We start from the raw sequence: 20,911 nt of genomic DNA, 5'->3' as shown, positions 1-20,911 counted from the left end.
TTCGTTCCTCGCAATGACAAAAAAATGAAAAATATAATAAGTATCGCTTTAATAGCTTTTGGGATAACAACAGTTACTGCACAAGAAACTGAAAAAACAAAAAGTCCTTTCACGTTTTCGGGTTATGTAGAAACGTATTACAGTTATGATTTTGGAGAACCCGACAATCATGTAAGACCTGGATTTGTTTACAGTCATAACAAGCACAACGAAGTCAATTTGAATTTAGGATTGGCAAAGGTAAATTATGCTAAAGAGAATGTTCGTGGGAATTTTGCCGTAATGGCCGGAACGTATGCCCAATACAATTTGGCAGCAGAACAGGATTTACTCAAAAATGTGTATGAAGCCAATATAGGTGTGAAAATTTCGTCAAAACATAATCTGTGGATTGATGCGGGAATTATGCCTTCACATATTGGTTTTGAAAGTGCTATTGGTAAAGATTGCGCTACTTTGACTAGAAGTATTTTGGCTGATAATTCTCCGTATTACGAAGCGGGAGTAAAAATTGGGTACACATCCAAAAGCGAAAAATGGTATTTGGCTGCGATGTATTTAAACGGATGGCAACGCATCCAGAAAATTGATGGCAATCAAACACCGGCTTTTGGTACACAAGTAACCTATAAACCTACTGCCAAAACCACATTAAACTGGAGTACTTATGTTGGGAATGAACAACCGGATAATTTAAAAAAATGGCGTTATTTCAATAATTTTTACGGACAATTTAAAGTATCCGAAAAAACAAGTTTAACAGCTAGTTTTGATATTGGAGCGCAACAAAAACTAACAGAAAGTGACGAATATGATGTTTGGTTTTCACCAATCTTAATAGCACAATACAAACCGACAAGTAAAATCCAATTGGCAGCAAGAGCCGAGTATTATGCAGATAAAAAAGGAGTGATAGTAGCAACAGCAACACCAAATGGATTTAAAACATACGGTTTCTCCACAAATTTTGATTATTTAGCTACTGATAATGTCATGTTAAGGCTAGAAGCAAGAGCATTAAATAGTAAAGACGATATCTTTTTGAAAAACACTGATCCTAGCAATCAAAATGTATTTTTAACTACATCATTGGCCATTTCATTTTAATTTTTTCTAAAATATAAAATCCTAAATATAAATTGGACAACGAAAAAGAAAATAATGTCAAACACTTTCTTGATTTAATTCAGAAATCACGTAAAGGAAAGTTTAAAGTCTACATCGGTATGAGTGCCGGTGTGGGCAAAACTTTTCGGATGTTACAAGAAGCACATACCTTGTTGAAAAATGGTATCGATGTAAAGATTGGGTATGTAGAAACGCACAATCGGAAAGAAACACACGAACTACTAGAAGGTTTACCGGTCATTCCTAGGCGAACCCTTTTTTATAAAGGTAAACTGCTTGAAGAAATGGATTTACAAGCCATTATCAATTTGCGTCCAGAAGTGGTTATTGTAGATGAACTAGCGCATACAAACATTGAAGGAAGCAAAAATGAGAAGCGATGGCAAGATGTTTTGGAGATTTTAGAAGCAGGAATAAATGTGATTTCGGCAGTGAATATTCAGCACTTAGAAAGTTTAAATGCAGAAGTAAAAAACATCACAAATATTGACGTTCAGGAACGCATTCCGGACAGTGTTTTGAAATTGGCAGATGAGGTGGTGAATATTGATTTGACTTCAGATGAGTTGATTGCCCGTTTGAAAGAAGGTAAAATCTATACTGCAGATAAAATCCATACGGCGCTAAATAATTTTTTTAAATCCGATCAAATATTACAATTGCGGGAGCTGGCCTTGAAAGAAGTAGCCAGTCAAGTCAATAGGAAAGTGGAAAGTGAAGTGCCCAAAAACATTGCAGTAAAACATGAAAGATTATTGGCTTGTATCAGTAGTAACGACAAAATCGCTAAGACAATCATAAGAAAAACGGCGCGATTAGCGAGTTATTACAATAGCAAATGGTGCGTTTTGTATGTAGAAACGCCAAAAGAAAGCAGCGACAGAATTGCGCTCGACAAACAACGGCATCTGATTAATAATTTTAAATTGGCCACACAACTTGGTGCCGAAGTAATTAAAGTTCAGAATACTCATATTACAGATGCTATTTTAGAGGTGGTCGCGCAAAAACAAATCACTACTGTTTGCATAGGGAAACCGCATTTGAGTTTATTTAAAGTAATTTTATCGACAACTGTTTTTAATAAATTGTTGAACAACCTAACGTCTTCTAATATTGATCTTATAATTCTATCTTAAAATGAAAATTAAAACCAAATTAAACCTGGGTGTTGGATTGCTTTTTCTAATGATAATCATACTTTCATTAGTAGCGGCATTTTATATTTTTTCGATAAAAAAAGACACAGAAAACATTCTGAAAGCCAATTACAACACGCTTGAATATTCGCGTAATATGCTTCTTTCTTTAGATGAAATTAATATGAATGAAGAAAAGGCAATTATTATTTTTGAAACCAATATTACCAAACAAATTGCCAATATTACTGAGGCTGGCGAAGATAAAGCGACTTATAATTTGGAGAAAAATTTCGATTTTTTGAAAAAGAATAGAACCGATGAAACCTTAAAAAGCCAAATCCGTCAAGACATTTTCGAGATTATGAAATTGAATATGAATGCGATAAAACAAAAAAGTGATATTGCAAAACACACGGCAGAGACCGCTAATTTTTGGATAGCAGTAACAGGAACACTTTGCTTTTTGATTGCGTTCAATTTATTAGTGAATTTGCCCAACAATATCGCTAATCCAATAAAAGAACTCACGGACAGTATCAAGCAAATTGCCAACAAAAACTATTCGCAACGTGTGAATTTTATGAATCACAATGAATTTGGAGATTTGGCCAAATCATTTAATACCATGGCCGAAAAACTGCAGGAATATAATAATAGTAATTTGTATAAACTGTCATTTGAAAAGAAAAGATTAGAAACTTTAATTAACAATATGCACGACCCAATTATCGGGTTAGACAATCAGGGTTTGATTTTATTTGCTAATGATGAGGCTTTGAAAATAATTGGTTTAAAATCAGAGGACGTTATGGGTAAACTAGTAACAACTCTTGCTCTGACAAATGATTTGATGAAAACGTTAGTAATTAAAGATCTGTCAAACGAGAAACAGAAATCGCTTCCCATGAAAATTTTTGCTGATGGTAAAGAAAGTTATTTTGAAAAAGAAACCATAAACATTACTATTAAACCAACAGGAGAAGATCAAATTATTGACATTGGAAATGTTATTATTTTAAGAAACATTACTGTTTTTAAAGAATTGGATTTTGCTAAAACTAATTTTATTGCTACTGTTTCACACGAATTGAAAACCCCAATTTCATCTATAAAATTAAGTTTACAATTACTTGAAAAAGCAGAAACAGGCAACATTAATGAAGATCAAAAGCAATTAATCGAAAGCATTAAAGACGATAGTCAGCGGTTATTAAAAATTACTGGGGAACTGTTGGAATTGTCGCAGTTAGAAACCGGGAATATAAAGCTGAATATTGAGAAGAGTAATCCCTATGAAATTATTAACTACGCTACCGAAGCTGTAAAAGTGCAAGCAGAACAAAAGCAAATTGAGCTAGTTATTGAGACTGAACAAAATTTACCTGATATAAAAGGGGATAGTGAAAAAACTGCGTGGGTTTTGATTAATTTTTTAACCAATGCAATTACGTATTCAACAGAAAACAGTAAGATAGTTGTAAAACTTAAAAATGAAAATAATCAGGTTGTTTTTCAAGTAATTGATACTGGAAAAGGAATTGATTCCCGTTATAAAACTAAAATTTTTGATAAATATTTTCAGGTACCAGGAAGCCAAAAGTCAGGAACAGGACTTGGTTTAGCAATAAGCAAAGAATTTATAGAAGCACAAAACGGAACTATTGGATTAGAAAGTGAATTGGGTCTGGGTAGTACTTTTTATTTTAAATTGGGTACGGTTTGATTTAGAAATAAGAAAGTTTAATTTGAAATAATTCCAGGTACTTTCTAGTTTATAATGAAGGTTTTGTTTAATCAGAAATCATTTGTAAAGGTTAATGAAATAGTCCAGCATTATAAATTAATACGTGTCGTCATTCAGGTCTGACTCTTCTTCTTCTTTTGCTTTTTTGTAATCATTGTTCAAGAAATGAGTGTACTTCTTTTTATCTTTTTGATTTTTTCTAACAAGAAATACAATCAAAATAAGCACACAAATGATTACAATGCTGACTATTACCCAATTGATTTCCATTGCTTTTTGTTTAAGTATATAGAATAAATCTACTGTAAATATTTGAATTTTAGATTGTTTGTATTTTAAATTTGTGTTATTAAGTTTAACAATCCGCCATATTCACTGCAATCGCTAATCCGCCTTCAGAAGTTTCTTTGTATTTATTATTCATGTCTTTGGCCGTTTGCCACATCGTATCTACCACTTTGTCCAAAGGTACTTTTGCATTTTTTGGATCGGTTTGTAGTGCAAGCTCAGCAGCATTGATGGCTTTTATCGCTCCCATAGTGTTTCTTTCAATACAAGGAATCTGAACTAAACCACCAATAGGATCACAAGTCAATCCTAAGTGATGCTCCATTGCGATTTCGGCAGCCATTAAAACTTGTTCGGGAGTTCCGCCCATCAATTCGCACAAAGCCGCTGCAGCCATGGCAGATGATACACCTATTTCGGCTTGACAACCACCCATTGCGGCAGATATGGTAGAACCTTTCTTGAAAATACTACCTATCTCACCAGCAACCATTAGGAATTGTTTGATTTCTTTTTCACCAGCAATGTGGTTTTCAATGACTAAATAATACATTAAAACGGCAGGAATGACTCCAGCGCTTCCATTAGTTGGTGCTGTAACCACGCGACCTAAAGCTGCATTGACTTCATTAACAGATAAGGCAAAACAACTCACCCATTGTAAGATTTGGCGAAACTTCACTTCGGTTTTACGGATTTCTTCGAGCCAGCTTTGTGGTGAATCATAATTGGCTAAACCGATGAGGTTTTGGTGCATATCAAAAGCTCTGCGGCGTACGTTCAAACCTCCTGGAAGAATCCCTTCTGAATGACAACCAATGTACATGCATTCGAGCATTGTTTTCCAAATGCGTATCAATTCATGATCGATAACCGCTTCGGTACGCATCGATTTTTCGTTTTCATAAACGATTTCCGATATGGATTTGTTCTCTTTTTTACAATAATCCAATAGTTCTGCTGCTTTCTCAATTGGATAAGGAAAAGCACATTTTATTTCTACTTTCTTCTTGGCGTTGATGCGTTCTTCTTTGACCACAAATCCGCCACCAATAGAATAAAAGGTAGAAACGTACTCACTGTCATCTGTTATGTAAGCCGTAAAAGTAATTCCATTGGCATGAAAAGGAAGGAAGTTTTTATTGAAGACGATGTCTTGAAGGAAATAAAAAGGAATTGGTTTTTCATTTCCTAAATTGATTTCGTTTTTTGATTCAATTGATTTGATAATCCCATCAATATTTTCAACAGGAATGTATTCCGGATCTTGCCCGCTTAAACCTAGCATCACGGCTAAATCTGTGGCGTGACCTTTTCCGGTCAAGGAAAGGGAACCGTATAAATCTATTTTTACCCGATGTACAAAAGGAAGTAAATTTTCATTTCTCAATTCACTAAGAAATCGTTCGGCTGCTCTCCAAGGTCCAAGTGTGTGCGAACTCGAAGGTCCAACACCAATTTTTAGCATGTCAAAAACTGATATACATTCTTCCATTTGTTATATGAATTTTGTTGTTTGCAAATATAATAGAATGTAGCAAGGATACTAACTCAAAACGTAATATTATTGTTTATTTAATAACGAAAGGTGCTGTATTTTTAGTATTCTTCAACAAAAAATAAATTAATAAAAACTTGAGGTTTAGGAAAATCAATATTTCACTAATCCGAAAGTTAGCTTGTACAATACTTGTTAAATGGCTATTTTTGAAGCATAACTAACCCAAAATAATATGAAAAAGACTGTTTTTTCTTTTTATCTAATGCTAACTTTGGTACTGAGTGCTAATTCACAAGTGCAAAGTCCTTCTCAGTTTTTACCTAATTACGGAAAACAAATTACCTACTATCATCAGGCCGAAAATTATTTCAAACATCTTACGGAAAAATCTACTTTTATAAAACATCAGAAATATGGTGTAACGCCTGAACAAAGGGATTTGAATGTGTATTTTATTTCGAGTCCGGAGAATTTAGCTAATTTGGAACAAATAAGAAATAACAATTTAGCAGCTATTGGTTTGTCCCAAAATAAATCGCAAATGATAGGCGATAAATTAATCGTATGGTTGAGTTTCAATGTTCACGGAAATGAATTTGCCGGAACCGAAAGTGCAATGGCCGTAGCATACGAGTTAGTAAATCCTTCGAATGCTGAAACCAAAAAGTGGTTAGAAAATACGATTGTTATTCTTGATCCGTGTATTAACCCTGATGGATATTCCAGATACGGGAATTGGTTACGAGAAATTTCAGGAAAAAAAACGCATCCGGAATTATCAGACAGAGAGCACATGGAAGTTTGGCCTGGCGGGAGATACAACCATTATATTTTTGATTTAAATAGAGATTGGGCTTGGCAAACACAACCGGAAACCCAGCAGCGAATTGCATTATACAACCAATGGATGCCTCAAGTTCATACAGATGTACACGAAATGGGATACGATTCACCCTATTTTTTTCCACCATCAGCGGAACCTTTGCATGAATATATTGAGAAGTACCAGAAAGATTTTCATTACACTTTAGGTAAAAATATTTCTAAAAAATTTGATGCTCAAAACTGGATGTACAATACCGGCGAACGTTTTGATTTGTTTTATCCAAGTTATGGCGATACCTATCCTACGTATAATGGCGCGGTAGGAATGACGATGGAACAAGGTGGAATAGGTGCGGGGAGAGCTGTTACAATGAGTAACGGAATTACGCTTACAATACAAGATCGATTGACACATCACGCAACGGCAGTCTTGACCGTGGTAGAATCAGCGGCGGCACAAGCAGATGTTTTGCTGAAAGGTTTTAGAGGTTTTATGAATAATTCTCGAAAAACAGTGAAGGGAAATTATAAAATGTACGTGATGAAAAACAATCCGAAGCTAATTCAAATGGCGGATTTGTTGAAAAAGAATAATGTGGAATTCAGTTACGCTGATGCCAGTCAAAAAGCATCTGGATTTAATTATACTACTAAAACAGAGAAAGGTTTTACGATTGAACCGAATGATTTAATTGTAAAAGTAGACCAACAAAAAGCCGTTTTTGCGCAGGTACTCTTTGAACCAAATCAAAAGTTGAATGATAGTTTATCCTATGATATTACGTCTTGGGCTTTGCCCTTGGCGTATGGAGTTGAAGGCTATGCGTTGAAAAACAGTTTGGCTATCAAAACAAAAGCGTCCATTGAAGTGCAAGAAAAAGGAATTCCACAAAATGTATACGCGTTCCATATTCCTTGGAATAACAGAATTTCTGCTCAGGTTCTTTCGTTGTTGCACCAAAATAATATCAAAGTTCGATCTGCGATGAAAAAAGCTATTTTTGGCGATGTAATAGTGGAGCCAGGTGGTTTGATTGTGACTAAAGCCGATAATCCAAAAGTTGTAGATTTTGAAAAAACGATTGGCGAAATGGTTAAAATAAAATCTGATTACAATTATATAGCTACAGGATTTTCATCTAATTCGAAAGATGTTGGTGGAGAAAATTTCAATTTACTAAAAGCACCAAAAGTCGTTTTATTATCTGGAAAAGGAGTTGGTTCTACAGAGTTTGGCGCTACTTGGTATTATATGGAAGAAACTATTGGATATCCAGTGAGCGTGGTTGAGGTAAGTAATTTTAACAGATTAAACCTATTCAATTACAACACGCTTATTATGGCGGATGGATATTATGATTTTTCAGAAGACCAACAAAAGAAAATAGGAGAATGGATTAAAAATGGCGGAAAAGTGATAGCGATGAACAGCGCACTAACTCTTTTTGAGGCTAAAGAAGGATATGCGTTGAGTCCTTTTGCAACAGAAGAAGATAAATTGAGTTCTGAGAAAGAAGCCAAAGAAGAAGAATTGAAAGAACGTTTTCTAGATTTTCAGGATTCGGAGCGCAGGTATATTTCTAAATCGATTCCAGGTGCCATCATCGAAAATCTTCTGAATAAAACACATCCAATGTCGTTTGGTTTAGGCGATAAATATTTCAGCTTAAAAACAGATGACAGACATTATTCTTTGTTGAAGAAAGCAACCAATGTTGTTTATGTTCCTAAAGATTATAAAAGCTATGGTTTTGTTGGTAATGAAATCAAAAAGAAATTGAATAATACCGTAAGTTTTGCGGTAGAAAGCAAAGGAGACGGATCAGTAATTTATATGGTAGAAAATCCATTATTCAGGGGATTCTGGGAAAATGGAAATTTACTGTTTAGCAATGCCTTATTCTTGGTAGACTAAAACTGGATAATTTATTATGGGAATTAATAGTTAAATTGTGCCGTTAGGTACTAAATATTGGTAAAAAAAAACACAACATTTGAAGCGAATTTAGCGTGCCGTAGGTACGCAACAAAACCATAAATGTTGCGTACCTACGGCACGCTAACGAATTTTAAACCCAATTACTACCAATATTTAGTGCCTAACGGCACAAAAAAAAATTTACGCCTTGATTAGTTATTATACAAAAAGAGCACGAAATCATCGTGCTCTTTTTTTATCCAGATTGTATTGTTTTAAAATGGATAGCCAATAGCCAAGTTGAAAATCAAATTTTCTTTTCGCCAAGCACCGCTTCCAAAATCAATTTTATCTAAAACCCAACGATCGCCATCAGGTAAATATGGTTTTCTTAAAGGAAATGCAAGATCTGTTCTCAAGATAAGAAAAGAGAAATCGAAACGCAATCCTGCTCCAGCACCAACGGCTATTTCATTCAGGAATTTTTTGGAGAATTTAGCTCCCGGTTTTTCCGTATTCTCGTTCAATAGCCATATATTACCGGCATCTATAAATAAGGCTCCTTTCACTAATCCGTAAATTTTAGCTCGATATTCGGTATTAAATTCCAATTTTATATCACCAGATTGATCGGGTAAAAAGGTATTGGTATTTGTTGATGCGCCATCAAAACTTCCCGGACCTATAGAACGTGCTCTAAAGGCTCGTAAACTATTGGTTCCACCAATGAAGAACTGTTTGATAAAGGGCATTTCACGGGAGTTCCCGTAAGCATATCCTGCGCCTAAAATAACTCGGCTTGCCAGTTGCGAATCTGGACCTAACTTATAATAATGTCTAAAATCATTCTCTATTTTGATAAATTGACTAAATGGAACATCGAATAATTTAATGGCGTCCTTTTTTTCAATGTTTGCTCCGGAAGCTAATCCGGCTATGTTTCCTGCTAAGTCTATCGTTCCTTTGTAGTAAAAGGTGTTTTTCTTTCTTTTTTGTAGTGTATTGGTGTAGGTATAAGAATAAGTTGGTCCAAAAATTAATTGCTTTTCAATGACTTTTCCCAAAGATTCATTTGCAAGAATTTGCTCTTGGTACAAAGCAGTAACATTTTGCGGACTGGCGTATGTAATCTCGGTAACATTCAATAAATGTTCTTTTCGTTCATTTTCTTTCCATAAGTAACCAAACGAACCTTTGAAGGTTTGCAAGGAATATAATTTAGTTCTGTTTTGGAATTCGTATCCTAATGTTGCTTTCGTTTTTGGAACAAAACCACTTGGAGAATTTAGTTTAAAAGGAGCGACTAATCTTGGCCAAACTAAATTTGCTTCGGTTCCAATACGATATACATTAAATCCATTATTCTGACCGGATACTTGTACTTCAACTCCGCCAAAAGCAGAGATAGTAAGCAATTCTGCACCTCTAAAAGTATTTCTGTTACTCCAGTTTAAATTGAGCTCGGTTCCTGTATAATTAGCGGAGTTTGTTTTGGCTAACAATTCCAGTCGGATTGATTTTTTGGGTAATGGAGTCAGGTAATAGTATGCATCGAGATAGTTTCCTGTCGTATCAGAAACTCTGAATTGATTTTTTACAAATTTAAAAGTCCCCAGATTTACTAACCGATTCAAGGATAAATTATGATCGGTACGGTTGTATAAATCATTTTTTTTGAAATATAATGCTCTGTCAAAAATGCGTGGTTTAAACAAATTTTCCTCATCTATAATAGTTAAGTCATTGTGTTTTTTGATGGAGTCCACATTCGTTTTCACACTGTCAGAACCTATAGAATAGTTTGGATAAACGATAATTTTATTGATTTTGTATGGTGTCTCAGCCAGTTTTGGAGCTTCGTCTTTTACTTTTACAATAAGATCCACCTGATGATCAGCCACAGTTGTATCTACTTGTACTTTGAGATAATCAGGGTTAAAATAAAAGAATCCTTTTTCTTTTAGTCTTGCATCAATACGAATTCTTTCTTCTTTAATAACAGCAAGACTGTAACCTTCCTCTTTTTTTAACAGACTTCTTCGTCTGGTATTGCGAACGGCAGTCGAAATTATGGAGGAGTCTGTAGGGAATTTTACTTCTTTAATTTTATATTGTTTTCCTGGTTTAACGATATATTCTGCGGTCGCTTTTTTACCATGTCGGGTTGAATCTGCCGATGTTCTTGTATTGAAATAGCCACTGTTTTCTGCAAAGTTTTGCAAAACACTTTTGTTGTATTCTAAATCTACTTGACTATATAAAACTGGAGCTTCGCCTACTTTAGTTCTCAGCCAGTAGCGCCATCCTTTTTCTTTCTTTGGCGTCCCAGCCAAATTATAGATGTATAATTTAGGTCTTAGTCCTAAAATCGAGGAATTAGGCTTTGGTCTAAGAATTTCTTTTAATGCCGTTTTTAATGCTTTTTTTTCTTTTTTAGACATTTCCTTTTCTTCAACGGTAACTTTTCCGCCGGTATACAGCAGTTCTCCTTCGAGAAGAAATCTAGTATTGCTACAGGAGGAAACTAACAATCCTAAAAAAAGAAAATATAGTAAATGGCTCTTGTTCATATTTTATTTGTTGTTATTATTGTTCCGTTAGGAACTAAATATTGGTAGTAAACGATATCAATTATTTCTATGTCCCGTAGGGACTATACTAATTCTAAATCAATTCTTTAAAAACAAATTTTTCATCATAATCAACTTCAAATTTTTTAAGAAAATCTAAATATTCTTCTTTAAAAGTTAACTTTTTGTGATGTAATTCTTGATTCTCAATGTAATTTATTACTTTATTTATTTGTGATTTGCTATGGGAAAACGCTCCATAACCTTCCTGCCATTCAAAATGTCTTTTTACTAATTTATTTTCATTAATCCACTTTGAAGAACTTTGCTTCACATCTTTCATTAAATCTGAAATAGATTGTGAAGGTCTAAGTCCAATCAAAATATGAATATGATCTGAGGTTCCATTAATAGCCAATACCTTATGATTGTTGTTATGAATAGTTCCTGTGATATATTTATAAAGAGTGTCTTTCCGTTGAGGACTTATAATACCCTCTCTAAATTTTACTGCAAAGACAAAATGAATATGAATTTGTGTATAAGTATTTGCCATAATGGTATAGTCCCTACGGGACATTCTTGTTTGAAATTTATATTTTTGCCTACCAATATTTAGTGCCTAAAGGCACATTTTAAACTTACTTTATTTAATTCTTTTTCTGTTTTTGTTTTGCTTTTTTCGCTTCACTTTTGCGAAACAATTCACTGAATTTATTGTAATCCATAGTGATGATAAAAGCAATTCCGGTTTCCACAACTTCACCTTGAAGCGCTACTTGGTATTTATTAATTCGGTATGCTCGTATTTTATATCTACCGTCTTTTGAAAGTTGGTAATCAATCGATACATCGCCTGCAATATTATTAGTGTTTTGATTCACTTGTTGCGGACCTTCAATTCCAAAACTGCTTCCTACAGTAACTTTCAATCGGTCATTTAATAATTTCTTTGAAATACCTACGCTCAAATCAGTTTTGTTTTCTCGTTGACCTGTAGTATAATCATCAGAAGTATTTAAATCAAAATTAAGTTCTACACCTTCAATTAAATCCCCTGCTAAATTATTCAATTGTTGCGACAAAATTTTACTGGCACTTTCTCTTGCTATTGACGAAACGCTTGTTCCTCCGGTTTCACTGGCAAATGGGTTTTCTCCAATAAAACGATTCAGTAGGAGTAAGGCAAATACTTGTTTGTTTAATTCATCCGGTTGCTGACGCAGTTGAGTCAGTTTAGCTTGCGTTGCATTGATAATTTCTGTTGAAACACTATTGTTTCCATCGGGCAAAATGATATCAAAAGAAATGTTTGGCTTCATCAATTCACCATTCATTTTTAGTTCGGTTTCAAAAGGAATTTTTTGTTTGTAAGTATTTCTCACTTCGGCAGTGACATCTCCTAACTGGTCGTTTACCAAATCAATCGGAGCAGCCTCAGTTTTGTAAACTGCAGTGATATTGATATCTGCAGTTGTAGGCTCTCCATTCCAAAGGATATAACTTCCTTTTTTGATGTCAAATTTTCTTTTGATAGCATTAAAATTCATTTCATAATTACCTTCAGATAATTCATATCTTCCGGTCAAAGTCGTTTTTCCTGATGGATCAATACCGCCGTTCAATTGTGCCTCTCCTTTTAATTTTAGGTAATCTCCGTTGGCTTTATCAATCACCAATGATAATTCAGCGTCTTTATCTACTTCAATATTTACCGAAGCATTGATTCCTTTTATGTCCATTTCACTGTCCAATTCATCCATAAGAATCGTCTCGACTAATTTCGGATTGTCTTGGTCAATGAATTCTACAATTCCTTCTCTGTCAGCAATTGACGGGTCTGATTGTGGTAAAACAATAGTGAATTTAGTGTCTTTATTAATTTTGATATTTCCTTCTACAATAGGATTGTCTAAATTTCCGGATAGTTTCAAATGATTGTCTAAGTACAATTCACCATAATATAAATCATTGTCTTTTGCTTTAGAATTGACGGCTTTGAAATTATCAGCATCAATGGCTAAGTCAAAACCAAAATTGCTGAAATTGGCGCTGTCAATCTTTCCATTGATAGCTAAATCATTGTCTTTTTCATCCTTTATAATAAAATTGTCAAAAAGAATCGCATTTGGTGAAAATACAATTTTATCATTTAAAGATTTGAATTTTGCATTGAGTTGCTTCACTTTGAAACCAATTTCATTGAATTTCAATTCTCCAATTACGTTCGGCTGCGAAGTATTCCCAGTTATTTTAAAATCTCCTGTCAAGAATCCTGTGCTTTCCGTAATGTTATCCAATGTAAAGCCCTGAATACTTTTTAAGTTCAATTTATCAATGTCGAGATTCATATCAAAACTGCTGTCAGTCGTCTTGTAATTTCCTTCCAGATTAACTTGATTTCCTTGACCCGTAATGGCAATTACGGCGTCATATTGGTTAGCAATTGCATTATTTACTTTGATGCTAATTTTTCCAATCGTATCTTTTTTGAAAGTAAAATTTTCAATGTTTAAGTCTGAAGTAAAAAGAGGTGTGGTGCTTATGTTTTTGACCAATGCATTTCCATTGATTTTACCGCTCATTTGCAAATCATCTTTCTCAACGATGCTGGTAATGGTTTTTATATCAAAATCTTTGAAATCAATTGCGATTGGTGCATTGGCATCCTGAGATTGTGATTGAATGAGGATTTTACTTCCGTCTTTGCTTAATTCGAAATTATCAGCATAGATTCCTTTTTTGCCAAAGCGAATTAAATTGTCTTGTGCTATTTTCCAAGATTCATAGTTCAACAACAAATTATTTGGATCAAGATTGATGTCGTTGTTTCCGTTGCTAGCTTTTAATGTTCCCGCAATTAAGTATCTTTCTTTGTCTTTTGAATCTTTTAATTGCACCGTATAATTCACAATATTATTTTGAACTTTACCTGAAATGCTAGTGTGGGGCAATTGAATTTGTTTGTTTTGAATGTCATCAACTACAAAATTGTAAACAAGTGAATTGTCTTTAGTATCTACTTTAAGGACTGCATTTGTAATGGTATTTTCTCCAAAAATTAATTTTGGAATTGTACCATTCAAAACAATAGAATCGTTAACAGAGTTATATCTTCCTTGTATATTAATAGGTTCCAGACTTTTCAATTCAGGAATAAGCTTTAATAGAATTGGACTGTCTTTTACACCAATTTTAAAAACAAATTCTTGTTTCTCAACTGCTATTTTTCTGGAACTTGGTTTGCTGTCATAATACTTTGCAATAGAATTTGTCAAAGCAGTCGCTATTTTTGACAACTTGTATTTTCCAACAGCTTCAACATCCAAAAAAGGTGATTTCAATACAAATGTATTCTTTTCAGAGGTAGATGTTGCCACTGCGCTAACAGAGTCAATTACAAATTCCTCTTTAGCATTTACGATGGTAATGTTGTGCGCATAAACCGTTCCGTTGAGGTAATCAAGATTTGCCGATTGGATATCAGCATCTACAACACCTCTTATTTTCAAAGGGCCAGCGTGCAGATTCAATTTTTCCAAATCAGCGATATCGACATTCAGTTTTAGTTTTCCGGTAGGATATTTGTCTTTAAAACTTCCGCTACTCACCAAATCAAAAGTTAGATTAGGATCTTTTGCCAAAGCAGTTGCATTGAAATTTCCGTTGCGAACAGTTCCTTTTACGGCTACATTTTGGTACGTATATTTATTATAATACGCTTTCAAAATAGTTCCGTTTAATGATGCTATTGCCGTTTTTGGATCAAATCCAGTTCCTTTAATGTTAGCTTTTAAAGTTACTTTTCCAATGGAGTCGTTCTTGATAAATTTCCCTAAATCAAAATTAGTAAGTTCTGTTTGGGCATCGTATTTCTCGTAATTTTTTCTGCTTTGGTCGAATGTAGCTTTGATTTTTGCATTTCCAAAACTACTTGCGATATTCATATTAGTGTTGAAATTAGCAATGGTTCCTTTAAAAAATCCTTTGGCGCTGAATTTTGACGGCAACTGAATCGAATTTGGAATGGTACCTTTTGGCAAAAAACCAACAAAATCTTTCGAACCAGTTTGTAAGTCTTTAATATTCAAATCAAAATAAGCTTTGTTTACATCTGGTAAACCAATAATTCTGCCGCTTGCTGCTACTTTTGTAGTTCCAATGCCACTGATTTCTATACTTGGGAATTCAATGTTTTTTAGTTTCCCTTTTACAGTTCCATTAACCAGCAATATCGCATTAGGATTACTCATAAACGGATTGGTATTATTCAAAGTCGGAGCAAAAAGTAAAATATCTTTAATCCCCAATTTGCTCTTTTTCAGATTGGCAATAAGTCCTAATTCTCCTGGATTTTTGGCTAAAGATTCAATAGAAGGATATCCAATTCTAATTTCGTCTTTCAGTTCCGTTTGAGGTGTTTTTAAATATAATTTTTTAACAAAAGCATTTTTTTTACCGTAGAAAAATTCCGCATTAAAGGACTGAATGTTCAAGCCGCTTTTGTCTTTAACGGTTAATGAATTGGCAATTCCGGAAATATTTTCGGGATTGTAATTCAGCATATCTACTTGTAAGTTTAAATTCGTAAAATTCAAATGGTTGTAGTCAATTCCTTTTTGAACTGCGGCAACATTATTATTGTCATAACGGAAATTTACTCGTTTGAATTCCGTTTTCTTTATTTTGACATCCCAGTTGTTAGATTCGGAATTTACAGCTTCTTTTTTAGGTCTGATTATATCTAATTTATCAAAAGCCAAAGCACCTTCTACACCCGTTAAATCAAGACTTTCAATAATTGCGAATTGATTGTTAAGATCAATTTTATCAATTTTTGCCAGCAGTTTTTTTAAATAAAAATTAGTGGATAACTTGGTTTCGTCACTTTTATAATCGAAATCAATTTTTGCCAAATCAATTTCACCCAATTTTAATTTTAAGATGGATTCCGGTTCATTTTTTATTGCTGCCACTTTAGTCGCATTGGAAATTTGAAGCAATCCTTGCTTTAATTTGAATTGTAATCCATTGATTTTAGCTTTAGGAATTTCAAAGTTCATTTCGTTTAAATCGAAGGTTTTAATTTTCGTTTCAAAATGCTTTAAATTGGCATAAATATCATTTTTTGTAACGGCATCGGTATAGTTAAACTGGATGCGGTCGAGCATTATTTCTTCTACCGAAAACTGCATGGGTGGCGAATCGCTCTTTTGTTTCTCTGGCGAAGCAAATGCTTTTATGATGTAATCAAAATTAAAAATAGCTTTAGAATCTCTATTTAAATTAGCTGAAATCCCTATTAATTCTAAGGAATTGATTTCTACTTTATTGTTTATCAATTGAAACAGGCTGATATCGGCAGCTAGCTTTTCACCCGCAAAAAGAGTGTCTTTCTTTTGGTCTTCAAAATAAACGCCTTGGAGAATTACTTTTTTTGGAAACTCAATGGCAAGACTATCGACCCTCACTTTGGTTTTGATTTTCCCTTCCAAATAAGTTACCGCTTTTTCTTTGGCATAATTCTGAACGGAAGGAATTTGAATAACTACAAACAGAATTAAGAACAATAGGATTATGGATCCTATTGTCCAAAGGAAAATTTTTAAACTTTTCTTTAAATATGTTTTCAAATGAGGTGTATTTTTTGGTTAAAATTAACCAATTTAAATCAGAATTGCAATCTTGTATGCAAATGGGATTACTTACAAAGATTAAAAATTGAAAACGAAATACTTTACAAAATTTAAAAATAATGTTGTAAAATTATTGGAATACATCACATGCTGATGAAGCGTTTTTTATGTTTTATAGATTGGGATTTCATTAAAATTTTGAGCTTCTTTTTCATCTAATAAAATATCTTTTACAGCCATTAACATTGCCTTGTTTGATGTAAAAAGTTCTCTATTGAAGTTTATTACTGTTGTGATGTCAATATCTTCAATAGGCGCAAGTTGTGCCTCGGTATAAAATGTATTGAGTGCTGTTGTGTAATTTTTTTGAATCGTATCAAATTGAATTCTCAGTTCTTCAAAATCCGAGCTTTTTTCGGTGTTCAAAAACAGATTTAATTTCAGGTACAGTTCTTCGGTTTCTTTTTTGTGATGCAGGAAAAACTGATATTTAATTTCTTTTGATGAACTGCTAAGGTTTGTAATGTTGCTTCCAATATCTTTTATGCTTTTTACAGCATGCATAGAACTTCGCACGGCAGAAATCAATTGGTTTAACTCCGAATTTCCTTCACTATTTAATTTAGCTCTTAATTTTAAATAAAATGCCTGTAATTCTCCTTGCAATTGTTTTAGGAATTCATATTTCTCTTCTGGAGTTTTTGAATCAAAATTTCTTTTATCATTGATTTCGTTGTAATTTGTTTGTTGGTCAAGTTCATTAGTCTGAATTTTGAATAATTCCAAATTGAAAAGCATCGAGTTATGAATAAAATATCTCGTTTCTCTTATAAATAAATCCAACGCTGTTTCCGGTTCTGCGATTGATGCGTGGTTTATAAATGCTGCTGCAGTACCATCGGTATTTTTGAAAAAACGTTCCAAAAAGGTAGTGAATAAATCCAAAACAGGAAGAAACAAAACAATGGCCAATAGATTTATTAAACTCGAAAAAGTTACCAACCCAATGAGTGGATCTTTGATTTTTATGATATCGGTTATCAGCAGGATAATAGGTCTTAGCAATACAAAAGCAATGGCGGTAATGAAAATATTAAACAATAAATTGCCTAGTGCCACTCGTTTCTTGGAAGCATTTCCGCCAATAGCGCTCAACACTATCTTAATAATGGTGCCAGTCTCGCTTCCCAGAACGATTGCTGCTGCCATAGGAAATCCTATAGCTCCAGCGTTGAGAGCACTCAATGTTAGTGCCATAGTTACAGAGCTCGATTGAACAACTAGCGTAATCAAAAAACCAATTATCAGAAAAATCACTAATGGCTCCGAAGCATATTGTGAAAAATCAAAATATTGAACCTGCGTTTCCATAGCAGTTTTCATGAAGGAAAGGCCGATGAACATTAAACCAAAACCCAAAAGAAAATAGGAAACATATTTTATGGTTTTCCGATTTCCAAGAAGGATTAAGAGAAAACCTCCCAAACAAACTGCCGGATAAGCAATTACTTCTATATTAGTTTTAAAACCAAGTGTTGCTACCAGCCAACTGGCAAGTGTTGTACCCAAATTTGCTCCAAGAATAATGGCCATAGCATTTTTCATGGTAAAAACTCCTGCGCCAACAAATGCCAAAACCATCAATGAAACCATAGAACTGCTCTGGAGAATACCGGTTACTATTGTTCCGCCTGCCACTGCACCGATGTTGTTTTTTGTGATTCGCTGCAGAAAGAGTTTGAAGTTTCTCCCGGAAAGATTCTTTAGGGATTCCTCCACAAGATACATGGCAAAAAGAAACAGTCCTACACCAGCGGAAAGTTTTAATATTGTATTGAGTGTTTCCATAGTTAAAAATAGGATTAAAGATACTTAAAATTAATGATTTAATCTTTTCTTAACGACGTATTTACGCTTATCTGGATTCGAAAAATAGTAAAAATTTTAAGGTTTTAAATAAAAAAAAACTACAGCTTTTTAGGGTTGTAGTTTAGGATTGAAATTTGAATTTGTAAAACTAATAATCGGAATAATCAGTTGGATACAAAAAAGTAATGTCTATATGGGAAATGTTGTTTTTGTATTTTTCCATAGCTATTAATCCTTTCCATTCCGGAGAATCTACAAAGGCTTTCCAATGCGAATCTCTGCTTTCCTGATCTGCAAAAGTGGTCATGTACATTAAGTTTGGCATTTTGGCTCCCGAAATAACTTCGCCATAAAAAACCGCATTAAAAGCAAGACGGTCAAAGAGTTTTATTTCTCCGCCGGCATTAAACATATCGACTTTGTTTTTATAAATCGCTTCGGTTGCTGATTCGTAGCTTCTCAATTCATACACTCTGTTTGCTCTTGGACTGTTCAAAACAGGAGTTGACAAGATTGGATGATCTGAAAAAGCTTTCAATAAAATAGATTCAATACGTAAATATGGTGCTTGTTTATAGGAAGCATTTAAATAATATGCTCCTGCATCTAAATAGGTTTTGTCTTTAGCCAGTTTGTCTTCTAATCCCAGAAATTGAGTCATGGATGAGAACGGAATAACTACCAGCACTTTTTTTATCGTGTCAATAGCATTTGGTCTTGGTTTGAACACACCAATATTTTTAATTCCAAGTTTTTTCAAACCCGGAAGAAATGCTTCTTTCAAATATTTTTCGGTGTTTTCAACTTGTTGATCCGTTTTGAAAATATAGGTTTTAATTTGGTAGAATTCTCTTGATTGAACTACGATTTTAGTATCAGAAGTCATAGTTTTAAAACTACTGATCCACAGTCCGATAATTACCAAGAATAGTAATTTTGTTACTTTCATATTTTGTTTTCCATTTAGAAATTAATAGCATTTCGTTTATAAAAGTATGAAAAAAGGATTACTTTTTCTAACTATTCAATTTGACCTGTCATAATAGATTACAGCTAATCAAACAATTGTAATTACTAGAGTTTTTCAAAAGAATGCTTAGGTGCCAGATTGGGTGTTGGCGGTCGTGAAGCCGATTGTTGTAATTTATCAAGTACAGCGGTTTTAGGCGCTAATGTTATTTTGTTTATTGTTGGACTTTTTACTTGAAGCGGAAACAATTTGTAGCAAAATATTTAATAACCCAAAAAAGTCAGCAGAACATGTTCTACTGACTTTTTTTTATTCTGGATTTACAATCTTTTTATTTTTCGTTACTTCAGCACTCGCACGGTCATATGATTAACCCCTGAAATTTTAAAAATATCTCCTTTCACTTGAATAGTTTCTCCAGTTGAGACTTGTCTATATTGTGTTGGTTCTAATAAATTGGCGCGACTTATAGTCACTAAATAAATTGAATTTTCTGTTGTTGCTAATTTGGCGGTATAGCCGTCTTTACCTACAACGATTTCCTGCACTTTTCCGGTGGTGAATTCAGTGGTATTTGCGTTTAGCAACGGACTGCAACTTACAGCAAGCGCCAATACAATTAGTAAGCAGCTGGCAATTTTTAAAAATTGTTTCATAAATTTAAAGTTCTAGAAAATCATTAGTTTTTGGAAAATTACGAATAGCGTCCGTCGCTATTTCGGGTGTTGGGTCAGCTATTTTGCGCAGTTTGGTGTCCATCCAAGCTCCATCTACGGTTATTACGGCACAAAGTTTATTTTCGTCATTCAGGAATTCGTGGACTATTGACCAGCGCGAAGCATCGGGTCTCATTTTGGAAATTTTTGTATGCATTACAATTTTATCCGAAAGCAGTATTTCTTTTCTGAAAACGCATTCTTCTCTGAATAATATAGGGCCAAAATTCTGTGATCGCAACACCTTCATTGTTAAACCCAAGCTTTCTAAAAGCTCAATACGATGTTGAGCACCAAAATCATAATAAGCACTATGTCGTACATGAAAATTAGGGTCAAGATCAGACCAACGGAAAGATAATTCTTTTATGAATGATGTCATTGTTATATTTTTTTGAAGTTGTTTTCCAATATTAAGTTGTGAAGAAAACACTAGGATTATTAAGAAGCCGAAAATACAAAAAAAAGGAAGCAAGAAGCTGATAAGCATTTGTAACTTCTGGTAATTTTAATAATAAAATGATAGTAGATTGATAATACGTGTTATAAAGGGAATAGTTGACAATCTATCTGTGAAATCCGCTGTTTTAAATCATTCTCAAAC

13 protein-coding genes are annotated in these 20,911 nt (G+C 33.7%); 4 read left to right on the top strand and 9 right to left on the bottom strand.

Annotated elements, in window-relative coordinates:
* The first annotated feature begins 24 nt into the window (after window positions 1-24).
* The 3 genes from ACXX80_RS15525 to ACXX80_RS15515 are packed head-to-tail and all read left to right on the top strand — an operon-like array spanning window position 25 to window position 3,993.
* The gene (locus ACXX80_RS15525) at window positions 25-1,107 is read left to right on the top strand and encodes a porin (protein ID WP_458554033.1); all 1,083 of its coding nucleotides are present in this window, start codon (window positions 25-27) and stop codon (window positions 1,105-1,107) included.
* 32 nt (window positions 1,108-1,139) lie between these two features.
* Entirely contained in the window at window positions 1,140-2,267 is a 1,128-nt protein-coding gene (locus ACXX80_RS15520; protein ID WP_458554032.1) for a sensor protein KdpD, read from the top strand.
* 1 nt (window position 2,268) lies between these two features.
* A complete protein-coding gene (locus ACXX80_RS15515; protein ID WP_458554031.1) occupies window positions 2,269-3,993 on the top strand; it encodes a HAMP domain-containing sensor histidine kinase in 1,725 nt (574 codons plus the stop codon).
* A 117-nt stretch (window positions 3,994-4,110) separates the two neighbouring features.
* Here the strand turns inward: ACXX80_RS15515 and ACXX80_RS15510 are convergent, their stop codons facing one another.
* Window positions 4,111-4,284 (bottom strand): hypothetical protein, encoded by a 174-nt coding sequence (locus tag ACXX80_RS15510; RefSeq protein WP_458554030.1) that lies wholly within the window; start codon window positions 4,282-4,284, stop codon window positions 4,111-4,113.
* A gap of 85 nt (window positions 4,285-4,369) precedes the next feature.
* Window positions 4,370-5,797, bottom strand: coding sequence for an L-serine ammonia-lyase (locus ACXX80_RS15505; protein ID WP_458554029.1), 1,428 nt, complete (start codon window positions 5,795-5,797; stop codon window positions 4,370-4,372).
* 238 nt (window positions 5,798-6,035) lie between these two features.
* Here ACXX80_RS15505 and ACXX80_RS15500 point away from each other — a divergent pair, with 238 nt between their 5' ends.
* Window positions 6,036-8,543, top strand: coding sequence for a M14 family metallopeptidase (locus ACXX80_RS15500; RefSeq protein ID WP_458554028.1), 2,508 nt, complete (start codon window positions 6,036-6,038; stop codon window positions 8,541-8,543).
* Between the two features lie 278 nt (window positions 8,544-8,821).
* Here ACXX80_RS15500 and tamL read toward each other — a convergent pair whose 3' ends face one another.
* The 7 genes from tamL to ACXX80_RS15465 form a co-directional block, all read right to left on the bottom strand.
* Window positions 8,822-11,116, bottom strand: coding sequence for a translocation and assembly module lipoprotein TamL (gene tamL, locus ACXX80_RS15495; RefSeq protein WP_458554027.1), 2,295 nt, complete (start codon window positions 11,114-11,116; stop codon window positions 8,822-8,824).
* Between the two features lie 94 nt (window positions 11,117-11,210).
* Window positions 11,211-11,672, bottom strand: a complete 462-nt coding sequence (tnpA, locus tag ACXX80_RS15490; protein ID WP_458554026.1) for an IS200/IS605 family transposase — start codon at window positions 11,670-11,672, stop codon at window positions 11,211-11,213.
* A 94-nt stretch (window positions 11,673-11,766) separates the two neighbouring features.
* On the bottom strand, window positions 11,767-16,749 hold the full coding sequence (locus ACXX80_RS15485; protein WP_458554025.1) for a translocation/assembly module TamB domain-containing protein: 4,983 nt from the start codon (window positions 16,747-16,749) through the stop codon (window positions 11,767-11,769).
* 168 nt (window positions 16,750-16,917) lie between these two features.
* Window positions 16,918-18,600, bottom strand: coding sequence for a Na/Pi cotransporter family protein (locus tag ACXX80_RS15480; protein ID WP_458554024.1), 1,683 nt, complete (start codon window positions 18,598-18,600; stop codon window positions 16,918-16,920).
* Between the two features lie 169 nt (window positions 18,601-18,769).
* A complete protein-coding gene (locus tag ACXX80_RS15475; RefSeq protein WP_458554023.1) occupies window positions 18,770-19,570 on the bottom strand; it encodes an NIPSNAP family protein in 801 nt (266 codons plus the stop codon).
* A gap of 362 nt (window positions 19,571-19,932) precedes the next feature.
* Window positions 19,933-20,247 (bottom strand): hypothetical protein, encoded by a 315-nt coding sequence (locus tag ACXX80_RS15470; protein ID WP_315211346.1) that lies wholly within the window; start codon window positions 20,245-20,247, stop codon window positions 19,933-19,935.
* Between the two features lie 4 nt (window positions 20,248-20,251).
* A complete protein-coding gene (locus tag ACXX80_RS15465; protein WP_315211344.1) occupies window positions 20,252-20,689 on the bottom strand; it encodes an acyl-CoA thioesterase in 438 nt (145 codons plus the stop codon).
* Window positions 20,690-20,911 lie beyond the last annotated feature (222 nt).

Source organism: Flavobacterium sp. GNP002, from assembly GCF_054343795.1.
Note: the sequence above shows the minus strand (reverse complement) of the source record. Positions and strands in the feature narration are given on the sequence as shown.